This is a genomic window from Roseateles sp. YR242 (genome assembly GCF_900109745.1).
In the GTDB taxonomy this organism is placed as follows: Bacteria; Pseudomonadota; Gammaproteobacteria; order Burkholderiales; family Burkholderiaceae_C; genus Roseateles.
On record NZ_FOAV01000006.1, the window covers coordinates 164,296 to 184,443 of the forward strand.

General features: G+C 67.1%; 20 protein-coding genes. 7 read left to right on the forward strand and 13 right to left on the reverse strand.

Annotated elements, in window-relative coordinates:
* Nucleotides 1–220 precede the first annotated feature (220 nt).
* On the forward strand, nt 221–982 hold the full coding sequence (locus BMY53_RS13745) for a DUF72 domain-containing protein (RefSeq protein ID WP_092947041.1): 762 nt from the start codon (nt 221–223) through the stop codon (nt 980–982).
* Here BMY53_RS13745 and BMY53_RS13750 read toward each other — a convergent pair.
* Genes BMY53_RS13750 through BMY53_RS13770 form a run of 5 tightly spaced genes read right to left on the reverse strand, consistent with a single transcriptional unit; the run spans nt 957 to nt 4,468 of the window.
* On the reverse strand, nt 957–1,196 hold the full coding sequence (locus BMY53_RS13750; RefSeq protein ID WP_092947042.1) for a hypothetical protein: 240 nt from the start codon (nt 1,194–1,196) through the stop codon (nt 957–959). The two genes, BMY53_RS13745 and BMY53_RS13750, sit on opposite strands and share 26 nt — an antisense overlap.
* A complete protein-coding gene (locus tag BMY53_RS13755; RefSeq protein ID WP_092947043.1) occupies nt 1,196–1,903 on the reverse strand; it encodes a glycosyltransferase family 2 protein in 708 nt (235 codons plus the stop codon). Before BMY53_RS13755 ends, BMY53_RS13750 begins: the two co-directional genes overlap by 1 nt.
* The gene (locus BMY53_RS13760) at nt 1,900–2,601 is read right to left on the reverse strand and encodes an SAM-dependent methyltransferase (RefSeq protein ID WP_143074072.1); all 702 of its coding nucleotides are present in this window, start codon (nt 2,599–2,601) and stop codon (nt 1,900–1,902) included. Before BMY53_RS13760 ends, BMY53_RS13755 begins: the two co-directional genes overlap by 4 nt.
* Nucleotides 2,598–3,392: a PIG-L deacetylase family protein gene (locus tag BMY53_RS13765; protein WP_092947045.1), complete on the reverse strand. Its 795-nt coding sequence runs from the start codon at nt 3,390–3,392 to the stop codon at nt 2,598–2,600. Before BMY53_RS13765 ends, BMY53_RS13760 begins: the two co-directional genes overlap by 4 nt.
* Nucleotides 3,380–4,468 (reverse strand): acyl-CoA dehydrogenase family protein, encoded by a 1,089-nt coding sequence (locus tag BMY53_RS13770; protein ID WP_092947046.1) that lies wholly within the window; start codon nt 4,466–4,468, stop codon nt 3,380–3,382. Before BMY53_RS13770 ends, BMY53_RS13765 begins: the two co-directional genes overlap by 13 nt.
* Before the next feature lie 101 nt (nt 4,469–4,569).
* On the opposite strand from BMY53_RS13770, the gene BMY53_RS13775 reads away from it, so the two are divergent.
* On the forward strand, nt 4,570–5,052 hold the full coding sequence (locus BMY53_RS13775; protein ID WP_092947047.1) for a RidA family protein: 483 nt from the start codon (nt 4,570–4,572) through the stop codon (nt 5,050–5,052).
* A 5-nt stretch (nt 5,053–5,057) separates the two neighbouring features.
* The gene (locus BMY53_RS13780) at nt 5,058–5,552 is read left to right on the forward strand and encodes a disulfide bond formation protein B (protein ID WP_255370187.1); all 495 of its coding nucleotides are present in this window, start codon (nt 5,058–5,060) and stop codon (nt 5,550–5,552) included.
* 130 nt (nt 5,553–5,682) lie between these two features.
* On the opposite strand, the gene BMY53_RS13785 is transcribed toward BMY53_RS13780, so the two are convergent.
* Together BMY53_RS13785 and BMY53_RS13790 are read right to left on the reverse strand one after the other, a co-directional pair.
* Nucleotides 5,683–6,306 (reverse strand): LysE family translocator, encoded by a 624-nt coding sequence (locus tag BMY53_RS13785; protein WP_092947049.1) that lies wholly within the window; start codon nt 6,304–6,306, stop codon nt 5,683–5,685.
* 14 nt (nt 6,307–6,320) lie between these two features.
* A complete protein-coding gene (locus BMY53_RS13790; protein WP_255370188.1) occupies nt 6,321–8,264 on the reverse strand; it encodes a gamma-glutamyltransferase family protein in 1,944 nt (647 codons plus the stop codon).
* 101 nt (nt 8,265–8,365) lie between these two features.
* Here BMY53_RS13790 and BMY53_RS13795 point away from each other — a divergent pair, with 101 nt between their 5' ends.
* Nucleotides 8,366–9,955: an alkaline phosphatase D family protein gene (locus tag BMY53_RS13795; RefSeq protein WP_092947051.1), complete on the forward strand. Its 1,590-nt coding sequence runs from the start codon at nt 8,366–8,368 to the stop codon at nt 9,953–9,955.
* An 84-nt stretch (nt 9,956–10,039) separates the two neighbouring features.
* Here the strand turns inward: BMY53_RS13795 and BMY53_RS13800 are convergent, their stop codons facing one another.
* The 5 genes from BMY53_RS13800 to BMY53_RS13820 form a co-directional block, all read right to left on the reverse strand.
* Complete coding sequence (locus BMY53_RS13800; protein WP_092947052.1) at nt 10,040–10,699, reverse strand: helix-turn-helix transcriptional regulator; 660 nt, start codon at nt 10,697–10,699, stop codon at nt 10,040–10,042.
* 330 nt (nt 10,700–11,029) lie between these two features.
* On the reverse strand, nt 11,030–12,418 hold the full coding sequence (locus BMY53_RS13805) for a DUF1501 domain-containing protein (protein WP_092947053.1): 1,389 nt from the start codon (nt 12,416–12,418) through the stop codon (nt 11,030–11,032).
* Between the two features lie 12 nt (nt 12,419–12,430).
* A complete protein-coding gene (locus BMY53_RS13810; RefSeq protein WP_092947054.1) occupies nt 12,431–14,143 on the reverse strand; it encodes a DUF1800 domain-containing protein in 1,713 nt (570 codons plus the stop codon).
* 205 nt (nt 14,144–14,348) lie between these two features.
* Complete coding sequence (locus tag BMY53_RS13815; protein WP_092947055.1) at nt 14,349–14,987, reverse strand: 3-oxoacid CoA-transferase subunit B; 639 nt, start codon at nt 14,985–14,987, stop codon at nt 14,349–14,351.
* A gap of 10 nt (nt 14,988–14,997) precedes the next feature.
* On the reverse strand, nt 14,998–15,699 hold the full coding sequence (locus tag BMY53_RS13820) for a CoA transferase subunit A (protein WP_092947056.1): 702 nt from the start codon (nt 15,697–15,699) through the stop codon (nt 14,998–15,000).
* A gap of 130 nt (nt 15,700–15,829) precedes the next feature.
* On the opposite strand from BMY53_RS13820, the gene BMY53_RS13825 reads away from it, so the two are divergent.
* The 3 genes from BMY53_RS13825 (at nt 15,830) to BMY53_RS13835 (ending at nt 19,042) form a co-directional block, all read left to right on the forward strand.
* Nucleotides 15,830–16,381, forward strand: a complete 552-nt coding sequence (locus tag BMY53_RS13825; RefSeq protein ID WP_092947057.1) for a LuxR C-terminal-related transcriptional regulator — start codon at nt 15,830–15,832, stop codon at nt 16,379–16,381.
* Between the two features lie 259 nt (nt 16,382–16,640).
* The gene (locus BMY53_RS13830) at nt 16,641–16,985 is read left to right on the forward strand and encodes an HU family DNA-binding protein (RefSeq protein ID WP_092947058.1); all 345 of its coding nucleotides are present in this window, start codon (nt 16,641–16,643) and stop codon (nt 16,983–16,985) included.
* A 95-nt stretch (nt 16,986–17,080) separates the two neighbouring features.
* Entirely contained in the window at nt 17,081–19,042 is a 1,962-nt protein-coding gene (locus BMY53_RS13835) for a B12-binding domain-containing radical SAM protein (protein WP_092947059.1), read from the forward strand.
* Between the two features lie 156 nt (nt 19,043–19,198).
* Here the strand turns inward: BMY53_RS13835 and BMY53_RS13840 are convergent, their stop codons facing one another.
* A complete protein-coding gene (locus tag BMY53_RS13840) occupies nt 19,199–19,897 on the reverse strand; it encodes a hypothetical protein (protein ID WP_092947060.1) in 699 nt (232 codons plus the stop codon).
* Nucleotides 19,898–20,148 lie beyond the last annotated feature (251 nt).

Genomic DNA, 20,148 nt, shown 5'->3' on the forward strand with positions numbered 1-20,148 from the left:
GATGACAGCGGCGGACGGGGTGACACAGGCCCTGCATGGTGGGACCGGTCCAAGACACAGGCTTGCGGATGATCAAGCGAATGGACGAGTTCCCGACAGAGAGGGGTTGCGCGCCGCATCCCCCAGGAGAGGGCACGAAGGGTGCGGCGAGTTCTCACCAACAGGAGCGCGAGTTGCTCTTCACCATCAGCTTCATTCACCTTCCCCATCACCCCGCCTCATGCCCGACCTCCGCATTGGCACCGCCGCCTGGAGCATCCCTCGCGCCGTGACCCAGGCGTTCCCTGGTGACGGCAGCCATCTGCAGCGATATGCGCGCGTGCTGAACTGTGCAGAGATCAACACCTCGTTCTACCGGCCTCACCAGCCGCAGACCTATGCACGCTGGGCCGATGCCACGCCCAACGGCTTCCGGTTTTCGGTCAAACTTCCTCGCACGGTGACGCACGACGCCGCCCTGCGCGGGACTCGGGAAGCACTGGTGAAATTCCTGGATGAAGTGGCTGCCCTGGGTGACCGGCTGTCGGTCCTGCTCATCCAACTGCCGCCCTCCCTGGCCTTCGAGGCACGCGCTGCCTCCGCCTTCTTCCGATTGCTGGCGCGCCTGACCGATACCCCGGCCGTCTGCGAGCCGCGCCATGCCAGTTGGTTCACCCCGCAGGCCGACCGCCTGATGAATGCCGCCCGGATCGGACGCGTGGCGGTTGATCCCGCGCGCCACCCCGATGCCGCACTCCCCGGCGGCTGGCTCGGCTCGGACAGTGACGGCAGCCACGCCATCCTGTACAGACGGTGGCACGGTTCCCCGCGCATGTATTGGTCGGCCTACGACGCCGACTGGCTCCAATCCCGGGCGGACGAACTTCTGCGCTGGAGCGAACAGGCGGCCCAATGGTGCATCTTTGACAACACCGCCTCAGGCGCTGCGGCGGACAACGCGCTGGACTTTCTGTCCCTCACCGGCGGTGTTCATTCTTCCTGACGCCTCGCAGGTTCATCACGAACAGCCCCACCTGCAACAGGATCAGCGCATAAGCACCGGTATGCCAGCCCCACAGGACCCACAGCAGGTTGCTGGCCAGGAAGATCCAGAATCCCCAGACGCGCTTGCGCGCGCTGCGCGCCGCGACCAGCCAGGCCGCCAGCAGCGTCACCAGCATGGCCGGCCACTGCACCGCATTGAGCACGTCATCCATCAGAGCCCGTGCCCATTCGGCACTACCGCCATCGCGGCAGTGGCACATCGAGAGAGTTGGTCGAGGTAGCTGGCAAAACCGCCCACCACGCGGCCCACACGGCGGGCGCTGGTCGAGACCCGGACTGCATTGGTGCGCGCCACACGGCCGCCCAGCGCTGCCAGCCGCTGCACGAGATCCGCATCCTCATGACAGGCCAGCGGCGCAAAACCACCCGCCCGCAAATAAGCGTCCGAGGAGATGCCCAGGCTGGCGCCGTGGACATGCGCATGACCGTCCTCGTCCGCATACAGCGCCTCGTAATGCTGCCGTCCCCCGGCGCTGAAATCCTGCCAGTCGTCCACCGTGACCACGCCGCACACGGCGTCGGCCGACCGCCCCCGCCAGAAGGCGGCCTGATGAAACAGCCAGCATGGCGCCACGGTGGAATCCGCATCCGTGAATGACAGCCAGGTCACCCCACGCTCGATCATGAGACGCGCGCCGGCCGCGCGGGACATGCCGACATTGCGGCAATCCACAGCGAGGGTTTGCACGCCGTGCAGGGCGGCGATCTCGGCGGTGCGGTCGCTGCAGCTGTCCAGCACGACCAGGACCTGCACCTGCTCGCCCGCCAGCCCGGGATGTGCAATCGCCGCCGCCAGTGCCTCCAGGCAACGGCCGATCAGGGCCTCTTCATCATGCGCAGGCACCACCACGCCCATCATCGTCGGCTCCCTTCGGCTCGGTTCGGCAGTGATGGCGACAGCACAGCCGCGGGGGACGACGACCGCATCGACCAGACGTCAATCAAGAAATCCGCCTCCCGATGCGCGCGCACGGCTGCCATCTCCGGCGATGAATGGAAGACCTCTCGCAGGCAGCCATGGGCCTCGCTTCCCTGGATCACGAAGTCGTCCGCCTGGCCCCGCCAGTGGCATGCCAGCACGCTACCGCCCGGCGTCAGGGAGGCCAGGCACTGTTGTGCCACTGCGGTGCACGCCTGGGCATCCAGGTAATAGAGAAACTCGCTGAGCACGATCAGATCGAAGTGCTCTTCCGGCCAGTGCTGCGGCACCGTCAGTTGGCGCCACTGCACGCCTTGCCGGGCGCCAACCTGTTCAACGGCCCTGTGCAAGGCACCCGCGCTGGCGTCGGCACACACCAGTTCGCTGCAACGGGCCGCCAGCAACTCACTCAGGGCGCCATTGGCGCAGCCGGGCTCGAACCCCCGCCCATACCGCAGGTCCGGCAGGCAGGCCATGGTGATGGCGCGCTTGCGGGCCTCGTACGCGCTGGTGCGGTACCGCCACGGGTCCGGCTCCTCAAACAGCCGGTCCATGTGATGGATCAGCGAATTCGCTGCGTCGGGCAAGGGCTGTGCGGGCTGCTGCCCCCACGGACGATCTGTTCTCTGGGTGTTCACGATGCCCCTCCATGGAAGAAGAATTCGGAAGGACGCATCAGCCGTTCGAGCGTGGCGGCGGTCAGCACTGGAGGATGCTGACCATCCGGGTCAATCTGGCTGCGGTGGGCCTGGATGGCCGCTCGCTTGCGCGTCCAGGCCTCTTCCTGCAATGGCAGGCGGTGCAAGGCGTGCCAGGGCACCTGCGCGTCGCCCGGGGTGGCCCAGTGCCACATCCATACCGGCATCTCCCAAAGCTTGCAACCGATGCCGCGTGCCACGGCGGCGCAGGCGCGACCGCAGGCCTCATGGTCAGGATGGCCATCCAGCCGCCAGGTCGTGACCACCACATCGGCCGGTTGAAGGAGCCCCATCAGTCGCTGCACCAGAGCAGCTTCCCGATCCAACAGCCCTCCGTCCGGCAGCCGCAGCACGCGCAACTCGGCACCGGGGCCCAGCGCCGCCAACCCGCGCGCACGCTCGCAGCCTCGCCGTTCAATCAAGCCATCCGGTGTCCAGCGGGAGGACGCCGGATGGCTGGCTTCACCGTCCGTCACGCCGACCACCAGCACGGGTGTGGCCCCGCCCTGCCGCCGCAAGGCCATGGACAGCAAGCCGCCGCAGCCCAGCACTTCATCGTCAGGATGCGGCGCCACCACCACCAGGCGACGGTGCGCGGGCAGCAAGGTGTCGAGATCCGTGACCTGCAGCGCTTGCAGCGTGGGGGCCATTTGCCAGGTGGATTCCAGGGTACCCGCACCCTCGATCTGGCGGTCTCGTGCCCGGGCGGCGTCGCCCATCACAGCCGCCATGGCGGACCTCCACCAGCATCCGCAGCGCTCGCGGATGCCAGCGTGCCCAGCATGGCCAGATCACGGTCTCCATGGCTTTGGCGCAGGAACACGGGAAGGTCAGCCATCAGTCGCGCCAGGCCGGGATGGCGGCAAAAAGGTCCTGGCCCGAGCGCGCGTGTCACCGCACGCAGCACCTGCTGGGCGACTTCATCGGTGGCGGTGCGCACCCGCAACGCCCAGGTGCGTGCATCGGCCTGCGGATGCTGATCGATCCAGGCGGCGGCCTCGCGCAGCGTGGCCGCATTGGCGCTGAGCAGGCCGTCCACCTGCCCCAGGGCCACCTGCAGGTGCCACCCCTCCCCCTGCCGGATGCTGGTGGCGACCCGCAAGGCCTCGGTCAGGGTTTCCAGGGCGCCATGCCAGCAGGCGGCAATGCCAGCGCCGCCGTGCCAGAACCCGGCGCGGTCGAGGTAGGCGCCACAGCCGCCCACCAGACGGGCCGGCACCTGTTCGAAGATCACTTCCGCCGTGCCCGTTCCGGCCATGCCGACCGCCGCCCAGGCGCTGTCGTCGAACCGGACACCCGGCTGGCGCATATCGACGTCAGCCAGCCACGGCCCGGCACTGTCCGGCATCCAGACAGTCAGGAGCCCGCGCTGGACTTCGGTCGCGCCGGAGCACCAGGGCTTGCGGCCGTTCAGCATCACCTGGCCGCTGACGTCCTCTGTCGCCACCACACGGATGTCGGCGGCCTCGGCTGCCCAGACGCCATAAGACGGACTGGCGAACAAACCGACACCGGCGCCAGGGTCCAGCGCCGCCAGGATGGCCAGCGCATCGGTATGTGCCTCGTAGAGCTTGGCCAGCGCCAGGTCATCGCCAGCCACCCGGGCCAGCATCTGCCAGCGCTGCAAGGTGCGGCCCCCGCCAGGCTGGGGCAACGCATCCAGGCCCTCGCCAATCAGTCGCCGCAGTCGGACCCCAGGCGCCTGACCCAGCGTTTCCTGCAGCAATTCACCGAGCTGCCGCATCAGCTGGGCATCGCTGTCCAGGGGGACATCGGTGGCGGAGAGCGGGAAATCAAGCAGTTGCATGACCGGTTTTGGCAATCCTCGTGCCGCACCGGCCCGCCCAAACCCGGGGGCAGCCCGGGTGTAGCATTCGTCCCGTTCAGGACCACCCTCGTTCCATCGCTATGAGCAGCTCTGCCTCCCCCTCCGCCGTCCACGACCGCCTGCAGCAGTTGGGCATCACCCTGCCGCCCGTCGCGGTGCCGGCCGCCGCCTATGTGCCGTTCGTGCGCACCGGGAACCTGGTGTTCCTGTCCGGCCATATCGCCAAGAAGGACGGCAAGACCTGGGTGGGCCAACTGGGCAAGGACACCGATACCGCCACCGGCAAGGCCGCCGCACGTGCCATTGCCATCGACCTGATGGGCACGCTGCAAGCTGCGGTGGGTGACCTGGGCAAGGTCACCCGCATCGTGAAGTTGATGAGCCTGGTCAACAGCACGGCGGATTTCACCGAGCAGCATCTGGTGACCAATGGCGCCTCCGAGCTGTTCGTTGACGTCTTCGGGCCGCAAATCGGCGCCCATGCACGCAGCGCCTTCGGCGTGGCGCAGATTCCCACCGGGGCCTGCGTGGAGATTGAACTGATCGCCGAGATCCAGGACTGATGCGTATGCTGCTCACTCCTGCGCGGGTGCTCGCTGCCACGGCGGTGGCATCCATCGCCGCCCTGGCGGGTGCCCTCATCGCCCAATACCAGTTCGACATCAAACCCTGCCCCTGGTGCGTGATGCAGCGCGGCCTCTACATCCTGATCGCCGTGGTCAGCGTGCTGGGCTGGTGCGTGCAGCGCGTCAAGGCGGGCCGCGTGGTAGCCCTGCTGCTGGTGGCGGCGCTGGGCATTGCGGGGCTGGTGGCGGCCGGCTATCAGCACGAAGTGGCCGCCAAGCTCGCCAGTTGCGACATGACCTTCGCGGACAAGGTGCTCTCCGCTCTCGACCTGGAAGCGCGCTGGCCTACGGTGTTCATGGCCACGGCCTCCTGCAGCGAAGCCGCGACCTACAAGCTGCTTGGCCTGTCCTATGACATCTGGAGCGGCCTGCTCTTCACGATGATCGCGTTGGGCTCGCTGCTGACACTCAAACGCCGGACTCGTGGGCCGTACTGAGCGCGCACACTGACACGCCCACCCATGCCATGGGGCCCTCCACGGGCCCCATTTTCATCGCGCCCTCCACGGCCCCCCCTTGTCCTCGCGCCCTTCACGGGCCCCTTTTTCATGGCGCGCTGCCAACGCCTCAGCGCGCGATCACCAGCTTCAGCCCGAGCCCCACGAACACGGTGCCCGCCAGCCGGTCCAACCACAGGCCGGCACGCGGACGTTGGCTGATCCAGCGGCCGATGGCGCCCGAAAAGTAGCCCAGCAGCCCGAAGAGCAGCGCCGCCTGCGCCGTGAACAGCAGACCAAGCTGCGCCATCTGCAGACTTTCATCACCGCGCCCGGCCACCACGAATTGCGGCAGGAACGACAGGAAGAACAGCACCACCTTCGGGTTGATCGCATTGGCGAACACGCCCTTGAAGAACAGGCGGCGCAGGGATTCCTCCTGCGGCGCACGGTCCAGCCGCATGGCGCCGGAGCTGCGCAGGGCCTTCACGCCCATCCAGATCAGGTAGAGCCCGCCGCAGACCTTGAGGGCCGTGAACGCCACCGGCGAGGCCGCCACCAGGGCGCTGACCCCGATCACGGCCAGCACCGTGTGGCTGAGGCAACCCAGTGCACAGCCCAGCCCGAAGACCATCCCCTGCCGGCGGCCCTTGGACAGGCCCATGCTCAGCACCATCAGGTTGTCCGGCCCCGGCGAGGCCGTGATCAGCACCGCAGCGGCGAGGAAGCCCAGGAATTGTTCAATTGACAGCATGGGCGGGATGATAGTCAGTCGCCGCGCACCTCACCCTCGCGGCGCGGGTCGGCGGCGCCACGCAGCCGGCCATCCCCCAGGCGCATCACGGCCTGGGCGCCGCTGGTGAGCTCGGTACTCATGATGCGATGTCCGCGCTGAACGAGCCCCTCCACGGTGGTGGACGGGAAGCGGCCGGCCTCCAGCACCGTGGGCCCATTGAAGCTGCCGAAGTTGGGCAGATTGAGGGCTTCCTGCGGATCCAGGCCCCAATCCAGCGAGCCGATCAGTGCCTTGGCCACGAAATGGATGATGGCCGCGCCGCCTGGCGAGCCCACGGTCATGACAAAGCGGGGCGCCTCGCCCTCCTGCTCCGGCCGACGGAAGACCAGCGTGGGACTCATGGCCGAACGCGGGCGCTTGCCCGGTTCCACCCGGTTCGCCATGGGCTGACCCGCTTCATCACGGGGCTGGAGCGAGAAGTCGGTCAACTCGTTGTTGAGGAAAAACCCGCCGCGCAGGCCGGTGCCGCCATCACTCATCAGCCGGCTGCCGAATTGGGCCTCGATGGTGGTGGTCATGGACAGTGCCATGCCTTGCGCATCCACGATCGCCAGGTGGCTGGTGCCGTGCTCGGGCTGATCAGGCTGCGGCGCGTAAGCCTGCGGTACCGCCTCCGGCCGGCCTGCGCTGGCCTCGCCCATGCTGCGCTCGCCCACCAGCGCCGCACGTTGGCGCAGATAGGCCGGCGCCAGCAGGCTGCGCCAGTCGCCTGCCGGGGGCTTCACGAAGTCCGGGTCCGCGACGTAGGCGGCGCGGTCGGCAAAGGCGAGCCGGGAGGCTTCAGCGTAGCGATGCAGGAACTCCGCCCCCGGCAGGCCATTGGTCAGCACGGGTTCGGTTGGGGCGGGCAGCCGGTCCAGCACGCCCAGGATCTGGTCGATGGCAATGGCGCCGCTGCCCGGGGGCGGGAAGCCGCACAGGCGCCACGCGCGCCAGTCCTGGCACAGCGGCGCACGTTCCTGCACACGGTAGGCCGCAAGATCAGTCAGCTGCAGGCGCCCCGGCCGCGAGGCATGCCCACGCACCTGCGCCACGATGTCCCGTGCGATTGCCCCGCGATAGAAGGCGTCCGCGCCCTCCTTCGCGATGCGCCTCAGAACGGCCGCGTAGGCCGGGTTGCGCAGCCGGTGACCGGCCGGCCAGGGCCGGCCGTGCGGGTCCATCAGGTAGGCATTGATACGAGGCTGCTGGCGCAGTGCGGGGTCGGCTGCTGCCAGGTGGCTCAGGCGCGGCCCCACCACAAAGCCGTCGGCGGCCAGGCGGATGGCCGGCTCGAACAAGCGGGCCCAGGGCAGCCGACCGTAACGCCGGTGCGCCAGCTCCAGCAGCCGCAAGGTGCCCGGCACACCCACCGACAAGCCACTCTGCACGGCATCCTGGAAGGGCAGCGCCTGACCTTCGGCGTTCAGGAACAGGGTCTCGTCGGCCGCCGCAGGGGCGGTTTCCCGGCCGTCCAGCGCCACCACATGGTCGCCATCCCACAACATCAGGAAGGCGCCACCGCCGATGCCGCTGGATTGCGGCTCCACCAGGCCGAGGACCATCTGGGCGGCCACGGCGGCATCCACCGCGCTGCCACCCTGGCGCAGCATCTCCAGGCCGGCTTGTGCAGCGGCAGGGTTTGCGGCGGCCACGGCCTGCCGCTGAAAGGTCCAGCCCGGCTTGGCCGTCCAGCCGGAGGCGGCCTCCGGCGGCGGTGGCACGGCCTGCGCCCAAGCCGGGCCGGCCAACGATGCAGCCACCGATGCAGCCACCGATACAGCCACCGATACAGCCACTCGTGCGGCCACCCAGACCGCCAGTGCCCACCCCATGTGCCGCGTCGCGGACCCGGCGGCTCGGCCCGCTGCTCTCCGGCGCATGAGTGCGATGGGCCCCAATTGTGCGCTGACACGCCGCTGTACTTGCTCTGCCATGCTTGTCGTCTCCTGACCGCACCCGGCGGCGCTGGCGTCACGGACCTGTCATGCGGTCCGGAGAGCATCAGCGGCCTTGCCACCCCGAATGGAGTCATGCCATGGATCGCCGCCGCTTCCTGAATGCCAGCGCCCTGCTCGGAGGGGCGTCACTGATCATGCCCCAGGCCGTGCGGGCCCAGGCGCCAGCGCTCATCACCCGCGACGCCATGCGCCCCCAGATGCCGCACGGTATCCAGAGCGGCGATCCGCTGGCCGACGCCGCCGTGATCTGGACGCGCGCCGACCGCCCCGCCCGCATGTGGCTGGAGTGGGCCACCACCGCCAGCTTCACCCAGGTGCAACGTGTACGCGGCCCTTTTCTGCTGCCGGACACTGATTTCACAGGCCGCGTGGATCTGCGCCAGTTGCCCACCGGCCAGGAGATCTTCTACCGCGTGATGCTGCAGGACCTGCACAACGAGCGGGTGATGTCCGAACCCCTCCAGGGCCATTTGCGCCTGCCCGGGGCCTCCGGCCGTTCACCACTGCGCGATGTGCGCTTTTGCTGGAGCGGCGACACCATGGGCCAGGGCTGGGGCATCAATCCCGACTGGGACGGCATCGGCATCTACGAGCAGATCCGCCGCGTGAACCCCGACTTCTTCCTGCACAGCGGCGACACCATCTATGCGGACAGCCCCATCAGCGCCGAGGTGAAGCTGGCCAATGGCAGCATCTGGAAGAACATCGTGACGGAAGAGGTCAGCAAGGTCGCGGAGACGTTGGACGAATACCGGGGCCGCTACCGCTACAACCTGATGGACACCCATGTGCGCCGCATGTCCGCCGAGGTCCCGCAGATCTGGCAGTGGGACGACCACGAGATCAGCAACAACTACTCGGACAGCAAGGACGTCACGGCCGACCCACGCTACACCGAGAAGAACGTGCCCCTGCTGGTGGCCCGCGGCACCCGGGCATTCATGGAATATGCGCCGATGCGCCGCTTCGGCGACGCCGAGGTGGAGCGCATCTATCGCCACCTGCCGCAGGGCCCGCTGCTGGACGTCTTTGTGCTGGACATGCGCAGCTATCGCGGCCCCAACGGCGCCAACCTGGAGACGCAGGAGGACGCCACCAGCGCCTTCATGGGCCCCACCCAGGTGGACTGGCTGCTGGACGGCCTGAAGCGCTCCAGGGGCCTGTGGAAGGTGATCGCGGCCGACATGCCCATCGGCCTGCAGGTCGGCGATGGCAAGGACGCCCAGGGCCGTGACAAGTGGGAGGCCATCGCCAATGGCGACAACGGCGCGCCGCGAGGGCGAGAGATCGAGATCGCACGCCTGCTGCGGGGTATCAAGCAGTTGGGCCAGCACAACGTGGTCTGGCTGACGGCTGATGTGCACTACACCGCCGCGCACCACTTCGACCCGACACGGGCCCAGTTCAGCGATTTCCTGCCGTTCTGGGAATTCGTCTCCGGCCCGCTGCATGCGGGCGGCTTCGGCCCGAACAAGGGCGATGCCACGTTCGGCATGCAGGTGGTCTATGAGAAGGCGCCGAAGGAGGCCAATTCGCCGCCCTCGGACGGGCTGCAGTTCTTCGGGCAGGTGGACATCGACGCCAGGACAGGGGGGCTCACGGTGACGCTGAAGGACCTGACCGGGGCATCGCTGTTCAGCAAGACGCTGGCACCGCACCGGGCCTGAGGCCTTGCCATGCCCGGTGGAGCCCCTTCTGCGCAGCGCCACCGGGCCCCGGCCCACCGCACCGAGCGAAGGCCACCACGAGGCTCAGCGGTATTCCATCGCCCGCAGCACGCCCTGCATCGGCGGCAACTGCGCCACCATGGACACCAGTTCGCGGATGCTCTCGGTGGCCGTCTTGGCCCGCACGCTGGCGATCTGGGTGCGCACCGTCGAAATGGCCACGCCATGCCGCTGGGCGATCTCCTGCGGCTGCAGGCCCTCGCACAGCGCCTGCAACACGCCCTGCTCCGCCGCGGTCAGCTGATGCTCCCGCGAGAACGCCAGCATCGGCAGCTCGCCGCAGAGGTTGCGCTTGCCCAGCACCAGCATGGCATGGGTCTGCACCCCGTCCACCATCGGCAGCACCGATAGCGACAGGCGCTGCGCGCCGCGTCCCAGGCAGATGAGATGCCGCAGGCTGCGCTGCTGAGCGTCCTGCAGCGCCTGCTCCAGCCGTTGCTGGTCGGGCCGCTGCACGGCGCTCACCTGGCCGTCCACCAGTTGCACCGGCGCCTCCGGCCCCAGTTGATCACGGGCCGTGCAGTTGGCGTAGACCAGCCGTCCGCCCGCACCGACCAGACAGACGCCCAGGTCGATCGCATCCAGCGCACTGCGCCACCATTTGTCGCTCCCCCGCCGCCGCTCCGGACCGCGATAGACCGACCACCAATCCAGTTCCTGGGTCCTCCCCAGCATTCCATCCATCGCTGCCTCCGCTGATCAGGCTGTGGAACGCGGCTTCATGCTTTCGCACTTTGTGATGACGTGCGAATAGCAGAGCAACGCCTTAATGTTAGGAGATGCAACAGGAAATGCGTAGCCATGTTTCTAGGGGAGCAGCCCCCTTGGCTGAGGGGCGTCAGCGTGTCGGGTTTGGGCGGTTTTTCACGTGCTCATCGATCCGTGAGCGAAGCGGAAGCGGAACGCTGGCGCCCATGCACCAGGGCAGCTCCGGCAACGCACCGCAACGGGGCCTCCCGGCCTCGCGTGGCGATGCGCACCCATGCGGCATGGTCAGGCCACCATGCAGCGAGGTCAGGCCGTCATGAAACCCAGGTTCTGCTGGCTGAAGTTGCCGATGCCTGGCAGCACCGAGGGCAGGTCGGACACGCTCACGCCCATCCACAAGGCCAGCGTGGCAGCCAGCTGGTCGACCGCCGTGGTGGGCAGCAACCGGCCCTGGCCGACATCGTCCGGCCCATTCACGCTCACCGAGGGCAATTGTCCGTAGAAGCGGCCGCCCTTGACTGCGCCGCCCATCACCAGGTGGTGGCTGCCCCAGCCATGGTCGGAGCCATCCCCATTGGAAGTCAGGGTTCGGCCGAAGTCCGAGGCGGTGAAGGTGGTGACGTTGTTGGCCACGCCCAGCTCCTGCAGCGCGGCATCGAAGCTGGCCATGGCGTTGCCCACCTGCTGCAGCAGCTTGGGGTGCTGGTCCACCAGCACATCGTGCAGGTCAAAACCGCCCAGCGACACGAAGAACACCTGGCGTGACGCGCCCAGCGCCGAGCGCGCACCGATCAGCTTGGCGACCATGTTGAGCTGGGCCGCCAGCGAGCTGGTCTCGAACGGCGTGGTCAGGCTGACGCCGGTCAGTGCGGTGCTGACCGTGGCCTGCGCGCTGATCGAGCGCGCCGTCACCCGGTTGAGCTCCGACTCCATCCAGTGCGTGCGGTTGCCGGTGACGAGGGTGCGCAGCGCCTCGCTGCAGGCCTGCGAGCCAAACAGGCTCTTGGTGACGCCATTGATGGCCACTGCCCCGCTGCTGCTCATCTGGTACTGCACGGCCTGGCCGCCCGACATGAACACCGCATTACCGGAGACATTGATGCAGGTGAAGGTGGCATTGCCGTTGCCCGAGAGGAAGCGGTCCCCCAGGCGACCGCCCCAGCCGGAGATGGCGCCTTCCGGCTTGGACGACTGCCACAGGCTCTGCTGGTCATTGTGGGAGAACAGCTTGGGCGGCAGCGGCACGCTCTGCGCCTTGTATTGCGCCAGCGTGGTGGGCTGCATCAGCGTGCCGATGTTGAGCATCACCGCCAGGCGGCCTGCATCAAAGACCGGTTTGATGCCCGACAGCGTCGGTGCCAGCGCCATCTGCCGGCCGTCCGGCAAGGCCAAGGAGGGCGTCAGCGCGGTGGCAGTCAGGTCGGCTTGAGGCGTGGCCAGGGTCTGGCGGATGGTGGCATAGGCGTTGTAGCTGGCCGTGTCGTACGGCACCAGTGTGTTGCCGTAGTCGTTGCCGCCATAGAGGAACAGGCACACCAGGGCCTTGTAGTCCCCGGCGGCGGTCGCAGCAGCCGCTTCATTGATGGCGGCCAGTTGCAGCGCCCAGGGGGCGGCGGTGCCGGCGATGGACACGGCCGAGGCGTGTTTCAGGAATTCGCGGCGCTTCAGGGACGCCAGGCGGGACACATGAGCCATGAGACGCTCCGCTTATTTCTGGATCTGGTAATCGGGGGAGGCCAGCAGCAGCAGCCAACCCGCCTTGACGCGGTTGAGCTTGCCGGCGTCCGTGGTGCCGGTGATGGCGCCCACGGCGGTCGTGATGAGGGTCAGCGTGGTTTCCGAGACGCCACCCAGCAGGTTCGCCTGGCGCTGGACCAGGCTGGTGGCATCGGCCGCCAGGGCGAGATCGGCGGTGTAGTCCGGCTTCATGTCGCCGATGCCGCTGTTCACCAGGGTCTGCATGAAGTTGAGGTAACCCGCCACCGTGCTTTCGTTGCAGAGCTGGAACTCTGGCGCCGTGACGTTGTTGTTGCCCAGCTCGGAGTTGGGCGGCACATAGCCGGGGCGGAAGAAGTTGAATACCGAGCCGCTGCGCAGCGGGCTCTGGCCCAGGCGCGTGGCCGGGTTGCTGCAGTCTCCAATGGCCCAGAGGTCGCCCGGTGAGGTGAAACCCACCGAGCGAGTCCATTGCACCAGGCGCTGCACCGGCTCCCGCAGCTTGCCGCCGTCCGGCGTGGTGGAGGCAGTGCGCGCCTCGTTGTCCAGCAGGATGGCGCGGATCACGGCTCGCATGTCGCCCCGCACGCCCTGCCCGTTGTTGTCGAAGACGGCAGCCACGCGCTGCACATAGCCACCACTGGGGTTGGACGCCACCAGGCGTTGGATCAATTGGCGGCCGATGAAGGGGCCGACGTTGGGATGGGCCGTCAGCGTGTCCAGCGCGGCCTTCATCGCGGCGGGCCCGTCGGCCGACTCCGGGATGCTGACATCCAGGACCTGCTTGGTGCCGGTGGAGAAGCGCGATGCGGTGTTCACCATCGGCCGGTTCATGTAGCTGAAGTCCGTGCCATTGGGCGCGGCGGTGTCGAAGTCCCAGCCCGTGAAGACCCGAGCCAGCGCGGTGATCTGGTCCAGGCTGTAGGTGTCGATGGTCTTGCCGCCACTGGTCTTGGCGGAGCCGTCGGCGTTGAGCTGGTTCAGGCCGATAGTGAACAGCTGCATCACCTCCCGGGCGTAGTTCTCGTCGGGCTGGCGGCCCGTCTTGGTGTCTTCCTTGCGATTGCCGCGCATGGCCAGGTAGACGCCCATGGCCGGCGACAGGGTCACGCCCTCCAGCAGCTCGCGGAAGGTGCCGAAGCAGCGGGCCTCCAGCATGTCCACATAGCCCGAGGTGGCGAACTGGGGCCAGGCCACCGGCAACCCGTTCATGGAGACGACGAAGATTTCCGACAGCGCCAGCACCACACGCTGGCGCAACTGGTCCGGCGAGCTGATGAGCTTGCGCCACAGCGTGGCGTCCACACCGGCCAGGCTGTAGCGGTAGCTCTCGGCGCCGTAACCCTTGGCGATCAACCAGTCGGTGTGGCTGGTGGTGCGGGCCGCGCTGAACTGCTGGTCCAGCCAGCGGCTGTAACCGATGGACTTGAGCGAGGTGAGGTCCGTATCCACCGCCGCGAAGCCCGCCTGCCCCAGGAAACGCGCCGCCTCGGCGTCGGTTTCCGGCTTGGCACTGTGCGGCACGGTGTTGGGCGTGTCGCCCGCATCGGATTCGCTGCCCCCGCCGCAGGCGGCCAGCAACGCAGCCGCGGCAGCAGCTGCCGCAACGGCGCTCAGGCCCCCATGGTCAGGGTCCAGGGCACGGTCGGCAGCACCAGGGGCAGCGGAAACATGGGGGGCACTGGGGGTTGCGATGGTGAGCATCTCGACACATGGGCTTCTGTGGATGCCGCATGGTGTCGAGCCGGCGCGGTTTGCGCACCGTCATTCGTATAACAGGTGAATCGCTCGGCAACAGTCCTGCTACACGTGACTTTTGCACTCTGCAAATCGGCCGGCGCGGTTTAAGCGCCGGAAACCTGACCGAAACAATACATATATATAGAGCTCACTCAGTGCAGGCCGGCCCTCAGCGCAACGGTACCCCCGTCTTGCTCTGCACAAACTCCCGGGTCACCTCGGGCGCCAGCTCGACAAGTGTCAGGCCTTGCGGGGTCACATCCATGACGGCCAGGTCGGTGATGATGCGGTTCACCACCCCCACACCTGTCAGCGGCAGCGTGCAGGACGGGATGATCTTGAGGTCTTCCGTGCCGTCCTTCTTGCGCGCCACATGCTCCATCAGCACGATGACGCGGGGGACGCCTGCGACCAGGTCCATCGCGCCGCCCATGCCCTTGACCATCTTGCCAGGAATCATCCAGTTGGCCAGGTCACCGTGCTCGCTGACCTGCATGGCCCCCAGAATGGAGAGGTTGATCTTGCCGCCGCGGATCATGGCGAAGCTGTCGTGGCTGCCGAAGATGACGCTGCCCGGGATGGTGGTGACCGTCTGCTTGCCGGCGTTGATGAGGTCGGCATCCACTTCCTCTTCTGTGGGGAAGGGGCCGATCCCCAGCATGCCGTTCTCGCTCTGCAGCCACACCTCCTTGTCGGCCGGCACGAAGTTGGCCACCAGCGTCGGGATGCCGATGCCGAGATTCACGTAGAAGCCGTCTTCCAGCTCTTGGGCGGCGCGGGCCGCCATCTGGTCTTGGGTCCAGGGCATGTCGGTCTCCTCAGGCTGCAGAGCGGATGGTGCGCTTTTCAATGCGCTTTTCGGGATGGGGGTTGTGCACGATGCGATGCACATAGATGCCAGGCAGGTGGATGGCGTCCGGGTCCAGGTCGCCCACGTTCACCACCTGCTCCACCTCCACCACCGTGACCTTGCCCGCCATGGCGCAAGCCGGATTGAAGTTGCGCGCGGTGCGCCGGAAGATGAGGTTGCCGCTCTTGTCCGCCACATGGGCCTTGACCAGGGCCACATCCGGATTGAGCGCTCGTTCCATCACGTAGGCATGGCCATCGAATTCGCGGATCTCCTTGCCTTGCGCCACCAGCGTTCCCACCCCGGTGCGGGTGAAGAAGGCGGGGATGCCGGCGCCACCTGCACGCAGCTTCTCCGCCAGGGTGCCCTGCGGGGTGAACTCGAGTTCCAGCTCGCCAGCCAGGTACTGGCGCTCGAATTCCTTGTTCTCACCCACGTAGCTGGAGATCATCTTGCGGATCTGGCGGGTCTCCAGCAGTTGGCCCAGGCCGAAGCCGTCCACGCCCGCATTGTTGGAAATGACGGACAACCCCTTCACGCCGCTGTCACGCAGTGCCTTGATCAGGGCCTCCGGAATGCCGCACAACCCGAAGCCGCCCACGGCCATGAGCTGGCCGTCCTGGACGATGCCCTCCAGCGCGGCTTCGGCGCTGGGATATAGCTTGTTCATCAATGTCTCCTGGTTTCACCACCGCCGAAAAGCGTACTACGTAAGCGCTTAGGTAGCGGGTACGTAGAATTGACTAACCGCCAAGCTGCGTCGCTCGCCTCCCTCCTCACGCCCTGCCGCAGGCCCACACATGCCGCTGGACTACCGTACCGCGTTTGACCTCGCCCCGATCGGACTGGTCATTTCCGAAAACCGCCTGATCCAGGACTGCAATCGGCAGTTGCTGGCCATCTTCGGCGTGGAGCGCGATCAGCTCATCGGCCGCAGCTTCGCCCTGCTCTATCCCAGCCCGGTGGAATTCGAGCGCACCGGCGAGCGCATCATCGCCAGCCTCGATGCCAACGGCTATTACGCCGATGAGCGCGTCATGAAGCGGGTGGGCGGGCCGCGTGCCGGCGAGCTGTTCTGGTGCCACGTCTCCGGCCGCGCACTGGACCCGGCGCAGCCGCATGCCAGCGGTATCTGGAGCTTCGAGGACCTGTCGGCACGCCGCCAACTCAAGGCCGAGCTGACACCGCGCGAGCGGGAGATCGCCGCGCTTCTGATCGAGGGGCTGACCAGCAAGCTGATCGGCCGCAAGCTCGGCGTGAGCCCACGCACGGTGGATGTCTACCGCGCTCGCCTGATGAAGAAATACGGTGCCGCGAGTACCCCGGACCTCGTCCATCGCCTGTTGATGTAGCCCCTCCGGCGCGATTCCAGGCTCGTCGTGGCGCGGGAATAACGATTTCCGGGGCGGGCGACGCACGGTTTCAATCTCTGACAGATGCGCGCAAACCCCGATCAACACGGGCTTTCCTCAAGACCTGGCCCCGGATGTGCGATTTCATCGTGCTTTCATCGTGCGTTTGCGGGGCAACCCGGAGATGCACAGGCCATTTCTCTTGCACAATACGCAGCGTCCGGTGACACGCCGGGCTTAACTTGCAAGAGTCAATCGAATGAACAAGACCGAACTGATCGAACACCTGGCTTCCAAGCACGAACTGACCAAGGCCGAATCCGGCCGCATCCTGGAAACGCTGCTGGACGCCGTGGTCACTACGGTGAAGAAGGGTGGCCAAGTCTCCATCCCGGGCTTCGGCTCCTTCAAGCAGCACGCTCGTGCCGCCCGTACCGGCGTGAACCCCTCCACCGGCGACAAGATCAAGATCGCCGCTGCCAAGCTGCCCAAGTTCACCCCGGGCGCTGGCTTCAAGGCCGCCGTGGACCCCAAGGCTGCTGCCCGCAAGGCTGCTGCCAAGCCGGCCGCCAAGCCCGCTGCCAAGAAGGCCGCCAAGAAGTAATTCTGGCTTCCGCCTGAAGACCACCCGGAGACCCGGGGGGTCTTCCAACAAACCCGGCTTCGGCCGGGTTTGTTTTTTGCTCCTACAGTTGCTGCATGTCCGCCACGTCGCTTCGCGTGCTGTCGCTCATCCCGCCGATGACGCAGCTCAACACGCCCTACCCGTCCACCGCCTACCTGACCGGGTTCCTGCGCTCACGCGGCCAGCCTGCCGCCCAGCGCGATCTGGCGCTGGCACTGGTGCTGCGCCTGTTCTCCCGCGAGGGGCTTCAGCGCATCCTCGCAGCCGTGCAGGCCATCCCCGCCCATGAGCGCGGCCCCGCCTCCACCCATTTCGTGCAGGACTTCGAGCGGTACTTTTCCACGATCTCGGCCACCATTGCGTTCTTGCAGGGCCGCGACACCACGTTGGCACACCGCATCAATACGCGCGGTTTCCTGCCTGAGGGCGCCCGCTTCCAGTCCCTGGACGTGTACGTCTCCGAAGAAGGGGAAGATCCCTTGGCATGGGCGTTCGGCGCGCTTGGCCTGCAGGACCGTGCCCGCCACCTGGCCACGCTCTACCTGAACGACCTGGCCGATGTGCTGCGCGAGTCCGTCGACGAACGCTTTGAATTCGTCCGCTATGCCGAGCAACTGGCCACCAGCCAGCCCACCTTCGACCCGCTGCATGACGCGCTGCAGGCACCCGCCAACCTGGTGGACGAGTTGCTGGAGCAACTGACCCTGCAGGCGCTGGAGGAAGAACAGCCGGACGTGGTGCTGCTGTCCGTGCCCTTCCCGGGTGCGGTTTATGCGGCACTGCGCATCGGGCAAACCATCAAGCGGGCCCGGCCGGGCCTGCCGGTGGTGCTGGGCGGGGGCTTTGTGAACACCGAACTGCGCGAGCTCACCGAAACGCGCCTGTTCGATTACGTGGACTTCGTGACGCTGGACGCAGGCGAGCGCCCCTTGCTGGCCTTGCTGGAGCATCTGGCGGGCCGTCGGGGGCCGCAGCGGCTGGTGAGAACTTTCCTGCGCAGCAACGCAGCGGCTGGGGAAGACACTGGCGCACACGCTGGCGAAGGCGGCACCGGTGGCAGCACCCCCACCGTGCGCTACGTCAATTTTGCCGAGCCGGATGTGCCCTTCGAGGATGTGGGAACGCCCACCTGGGACGGCCTGCCCCTGGGCAGCTACCTGTCCCTGCTGGACATGCTCAACCCCATGAACCGGCTCTGGAGCGATGGCCGCTGGAACAAACTGACGGTAGCGCACGGCTGCTACTGGAAGAAATGCAGTTTCTGCGACATCACGCTGGACTACATCTCCCGCTACGAAGCCGCATCGGCCAAAACGCTGGTGGATCGCATCGAAGCCATCGTGCAAGAAACCGGCCAGACCGGCTTTCACTTCGTGGACGAAGCCGCCCCTCCCAAGGTGCTGCGGGCCCTGGCGCAGGAATTGATCGACCGAGGTGTCTCCATCAGTTGGTGGGGCAATGTGCGCTTCGAGAAGACCTTCACCCCGGAGCTATGCCAATTGCTGGCCGACAGCGGCTGCATCGCCATCAGCGGCGGCCTGGAGGTGGCCTCGGACCGCCTGCTCAAGCTGATGCAAAAAGGGGTCTCGGTGGAGCAGGTGGCCCGCGTGACCCGCGCTTTCACCGAGTCCGGCATCCTGGTGCATGCCTATCTGATGTATGGCTTCCCCACGCAGACCGTGCAGGACACCGTGGATGCGCTGGAATACGTGCGCCAGCTCTTCGAGAATGGCTGCATCCAGAGCGGCTTCTTCCACCGCTTTGCGTGCACGGTGCATTCACCGGTCGGCCAGGACCCGGGAGCCTTCGGGGTGGAACTGCTGCCGTTGCCGCCCTCCCCGTTCGCGAAGAACGACGTGGGCTTCATCGACCCCACCGGCACGGACCACGATGCCATGGGGGATGCGCTCAAGAAGGCGCTCTACAACTTCATGCACGGCATCGGGCTGGAGCAGGACGTGCGACGCTGGTTCAGCGTGCGCGTGTCCAAACCGAAGGTGGCCAGGGACTTCATCGCCAAGGCATTGGGCGCCTGAGCGCCGGGACAGGGATCCGGCTTGGCACCAGGCTATAGGAAGGCCCTGATCAGAGCGGATGGCCCGGACCAGGGACCGTGCATCAAGGCGGCGCCATCCCGGCGCCTGCTTCTGCTTCCAGGCCCAGCGATCGGGCCTAGCGATCAGGCCTGGTGATCAAGCCACAGCCGACAGCGAACTGCTACCCGTGCCGGATGCTCCCGATGTGCCGGCCGTGGTGGCGGCGCTGCTCGACGAGCTGTTCAGCAGCGCCAGATAACCATCCGCCAGACGCTGCAGCATGGCCTGCGCCTGGCTGCTGTCGCTGGTCGCGCTGGCCTCCTGCGGCGGCGGACCCGGCGGAGGCCCCTCAGGCGGCGGCCCAGGGGGCGGGCCGTCCGGCTTCGAGAGTTCATCCTCCAGCGCCTGCTTGAAGGCATCCACCTCCGCGCTGCTGACGGTACCGTCGTTGTCGGTGTCCAGCGCGTCGATCAGGGCCTGCGAGGCCGAACTCGCGCTGGTGGTGCTGTCAGTGCTGTCAGTGCTGTCAGTGCTGTCAGTGCTGTCAGCACTGCCCGTGCTGCTGGCGCTGCTGGTGGCATCGATGGTCGAGTCGTCGTCCGTCTCGTCGTCGCTCTCACTGTCCGTGCTGCTTGCAGCGAACTGCTGCGTGCTCATGAACATCATGAACTCCGGCGGCGGGCCAGGGGGTGGCCCCGGCGGCGGCCCTTGCGGAGCATCCGTCTCCTCGGTCGACGTCTCGCTGCTTTGCGTGATGGTGGTGCTCTCGGTCGTGGCTGAACTGCCGTTGACGTTGAGGCGCTGGCTGATGCGCGTTGCGCTCCAGCTGCCGCCATACGATGAAACCACGTTCATCTTTTCCCTCCTTGCGGTGAACGGGATGGACCGTGATCCGCACCGCGTCCGGACCCGCCATCCCCCAGACCTTGTTTCGGCTGGGGTTATCGGGAGTGAATGGCGACTTTGTAGGCGGCTTTTGTCAACCTTGACACAAGCAGCCTTCAAAACCACCGAGAGCGCCACCAGCGCCGAGCCAGTGACACACCGGGCCCCTGCTTGGTGCAGCCTGTGCGCCCAGCAACACAACGGCGCGCAGAGCAGCGCGA

What these genes read in the sequence shown, in the direction of transcription:
- BMY53_RS13790 (WP_255370188.1), bottom strand. Translation starts at nt 8,264, where the DNA reads ATGGCAGAGCAAGTACAGCGGCGTGTCAGCGCACAATTGGGGCCCATC.
- BMY53_RS13825 (WP_092947057.1), top strand. Translation starts at nt 15,830, where the DNA reads ATGCCGCTGGACTACCGTACCGCGTTTGACCTCGCCCCGATCGGACTG.
- BMY53_RS13800 (WP_092947052.1), bottom strand. Translation starts at nt 10,699, where the DNA reads ATGGATGGAATGCTGGGGAGGACCCAGGAACTGGATTGGTGGTCGGTC.
- BMY53_RS13755 (WP_092947043.1), bottom strand. Translation starts at nt 1,903, where the DNA reads ATGATGGGCGTGGTGGTGCCTGCGCATGATGAAGAGGCCCTGATCGGC.
- BMY53_RS13835 (WP_092947059.1), top strand. Translation starts at nt 17,081, where the DNA reads ATGTCCGCCACGTCGCTTCGCGTGCTGTCGCTCATCCCGCCGATGACG.
- BMY53_RS13775 (WP_092947047.1), top strand. Translation starts at nt 4,570, where the DNA reads ATGAGCAGCTCTGCCTCCCCCTCCGCCGTCCACGACCGCCTGCAGCAG.
- BMY53_RS13820 (WP_092947056.1), bottom strand. Translation starts at nt 15,699, where the DNA reads ATGAACAAGCTATATCCCAGCGCCGAAGCCGCGCTGGAGGGCATCGTC.
- BMY53_RS13810 (WP_092947054.1), bottom strand. Translation starts at nt 14,143, where the DNA reads ATGCTCACCATCGCAACCCCCAGTGCCCCCCATGTTTCCGCTGCCCCT.
- BMY53_RS13805 (WP_092947053.1), bottom strand. Translation starts at nt 12,418, where the DNA reads ATGGCTCATGTGTCCCGCCTGGCGTCCCTGAAGCGCCGCGAATTCCTG.
- BMY53_RS13765 (WP_092947045.1), bottom strand. Translation starts at nt 3,392, where the DNA reads ATGGCGGCTGTGATGGGCGACGCCGCCCGGGCACGAGACCGCCAGATC.
- BMY53_RS13745 (WP_092947041.1), top strand. Translation starts at nt 221, where the DNA reads ATGCCCGACCTCCGCATTGGCACCGCCGCCTGGAGCATCCCTCGCGCC.
- BMY53_RS13780 (WP_255370187.1), top strand. Translation starts at nt 5,058, where the DNA reads ATGCTGCTCACTCCTGCGCGGGTGCTCGCTGCCACGGCGGTGGCATCC.
- BMY53_RS13785 (WP_092947049.1), bottom strand. Translation starts at nt 6,306, where the DNA reads ATGCTGTCAATTGAACAATTCCTGGGCTTCCTCGCCGCTGCGGTGCTG.
- BMY53_RS13770 (WP_092947046.1), bottom strand. Translation starts at nt 4,468, where the DNA reads ATGCAACTGCTTGATTTCCCGCTCTCCGCCACCGATGTCCCCCTGGAC.
- BMY53_RS13795 (WP_092947051.1), top strand. Translation starts at nt 8,366, where the DNA reads ATGGATCGCCGCCGCTTCCTGAATGCCAGCGCCCTGCTCGGAGGGGCG.
- BMY53_RS13750 (WP_092947042.1), bottom strand. Translation starts at nt 1,196, where the DNA reads ATGGATGACGTGCTCAATGCGGTGCAGTGGCCGGCCATGCTGGTGACG.
- BMY53_RS13830 (WP_092947058.1), top strand. Translation starts at nt 16,641, where the DNA reads ATGAACAAGACCGAACTGATCGAACACCTGGCTTCCAAGCACGAACTG.
- BMY53_RS13840 (WP_092947060.1), bottom strand. Translation starts at nt 19,897, where the DNA reads ATGAACGTGGTTTCATCGTATGGCGGCAGCTGGAGCGCAACGCGCATC.
- BMY53_RS13815 (WP_092947055.1), bottom strand. Translation starts at nt 14,987, where the DNA reads ATGCCCTGGACCCAAGACCAGATGGCGGCCCGCGCCGCCCAAGAGCTG.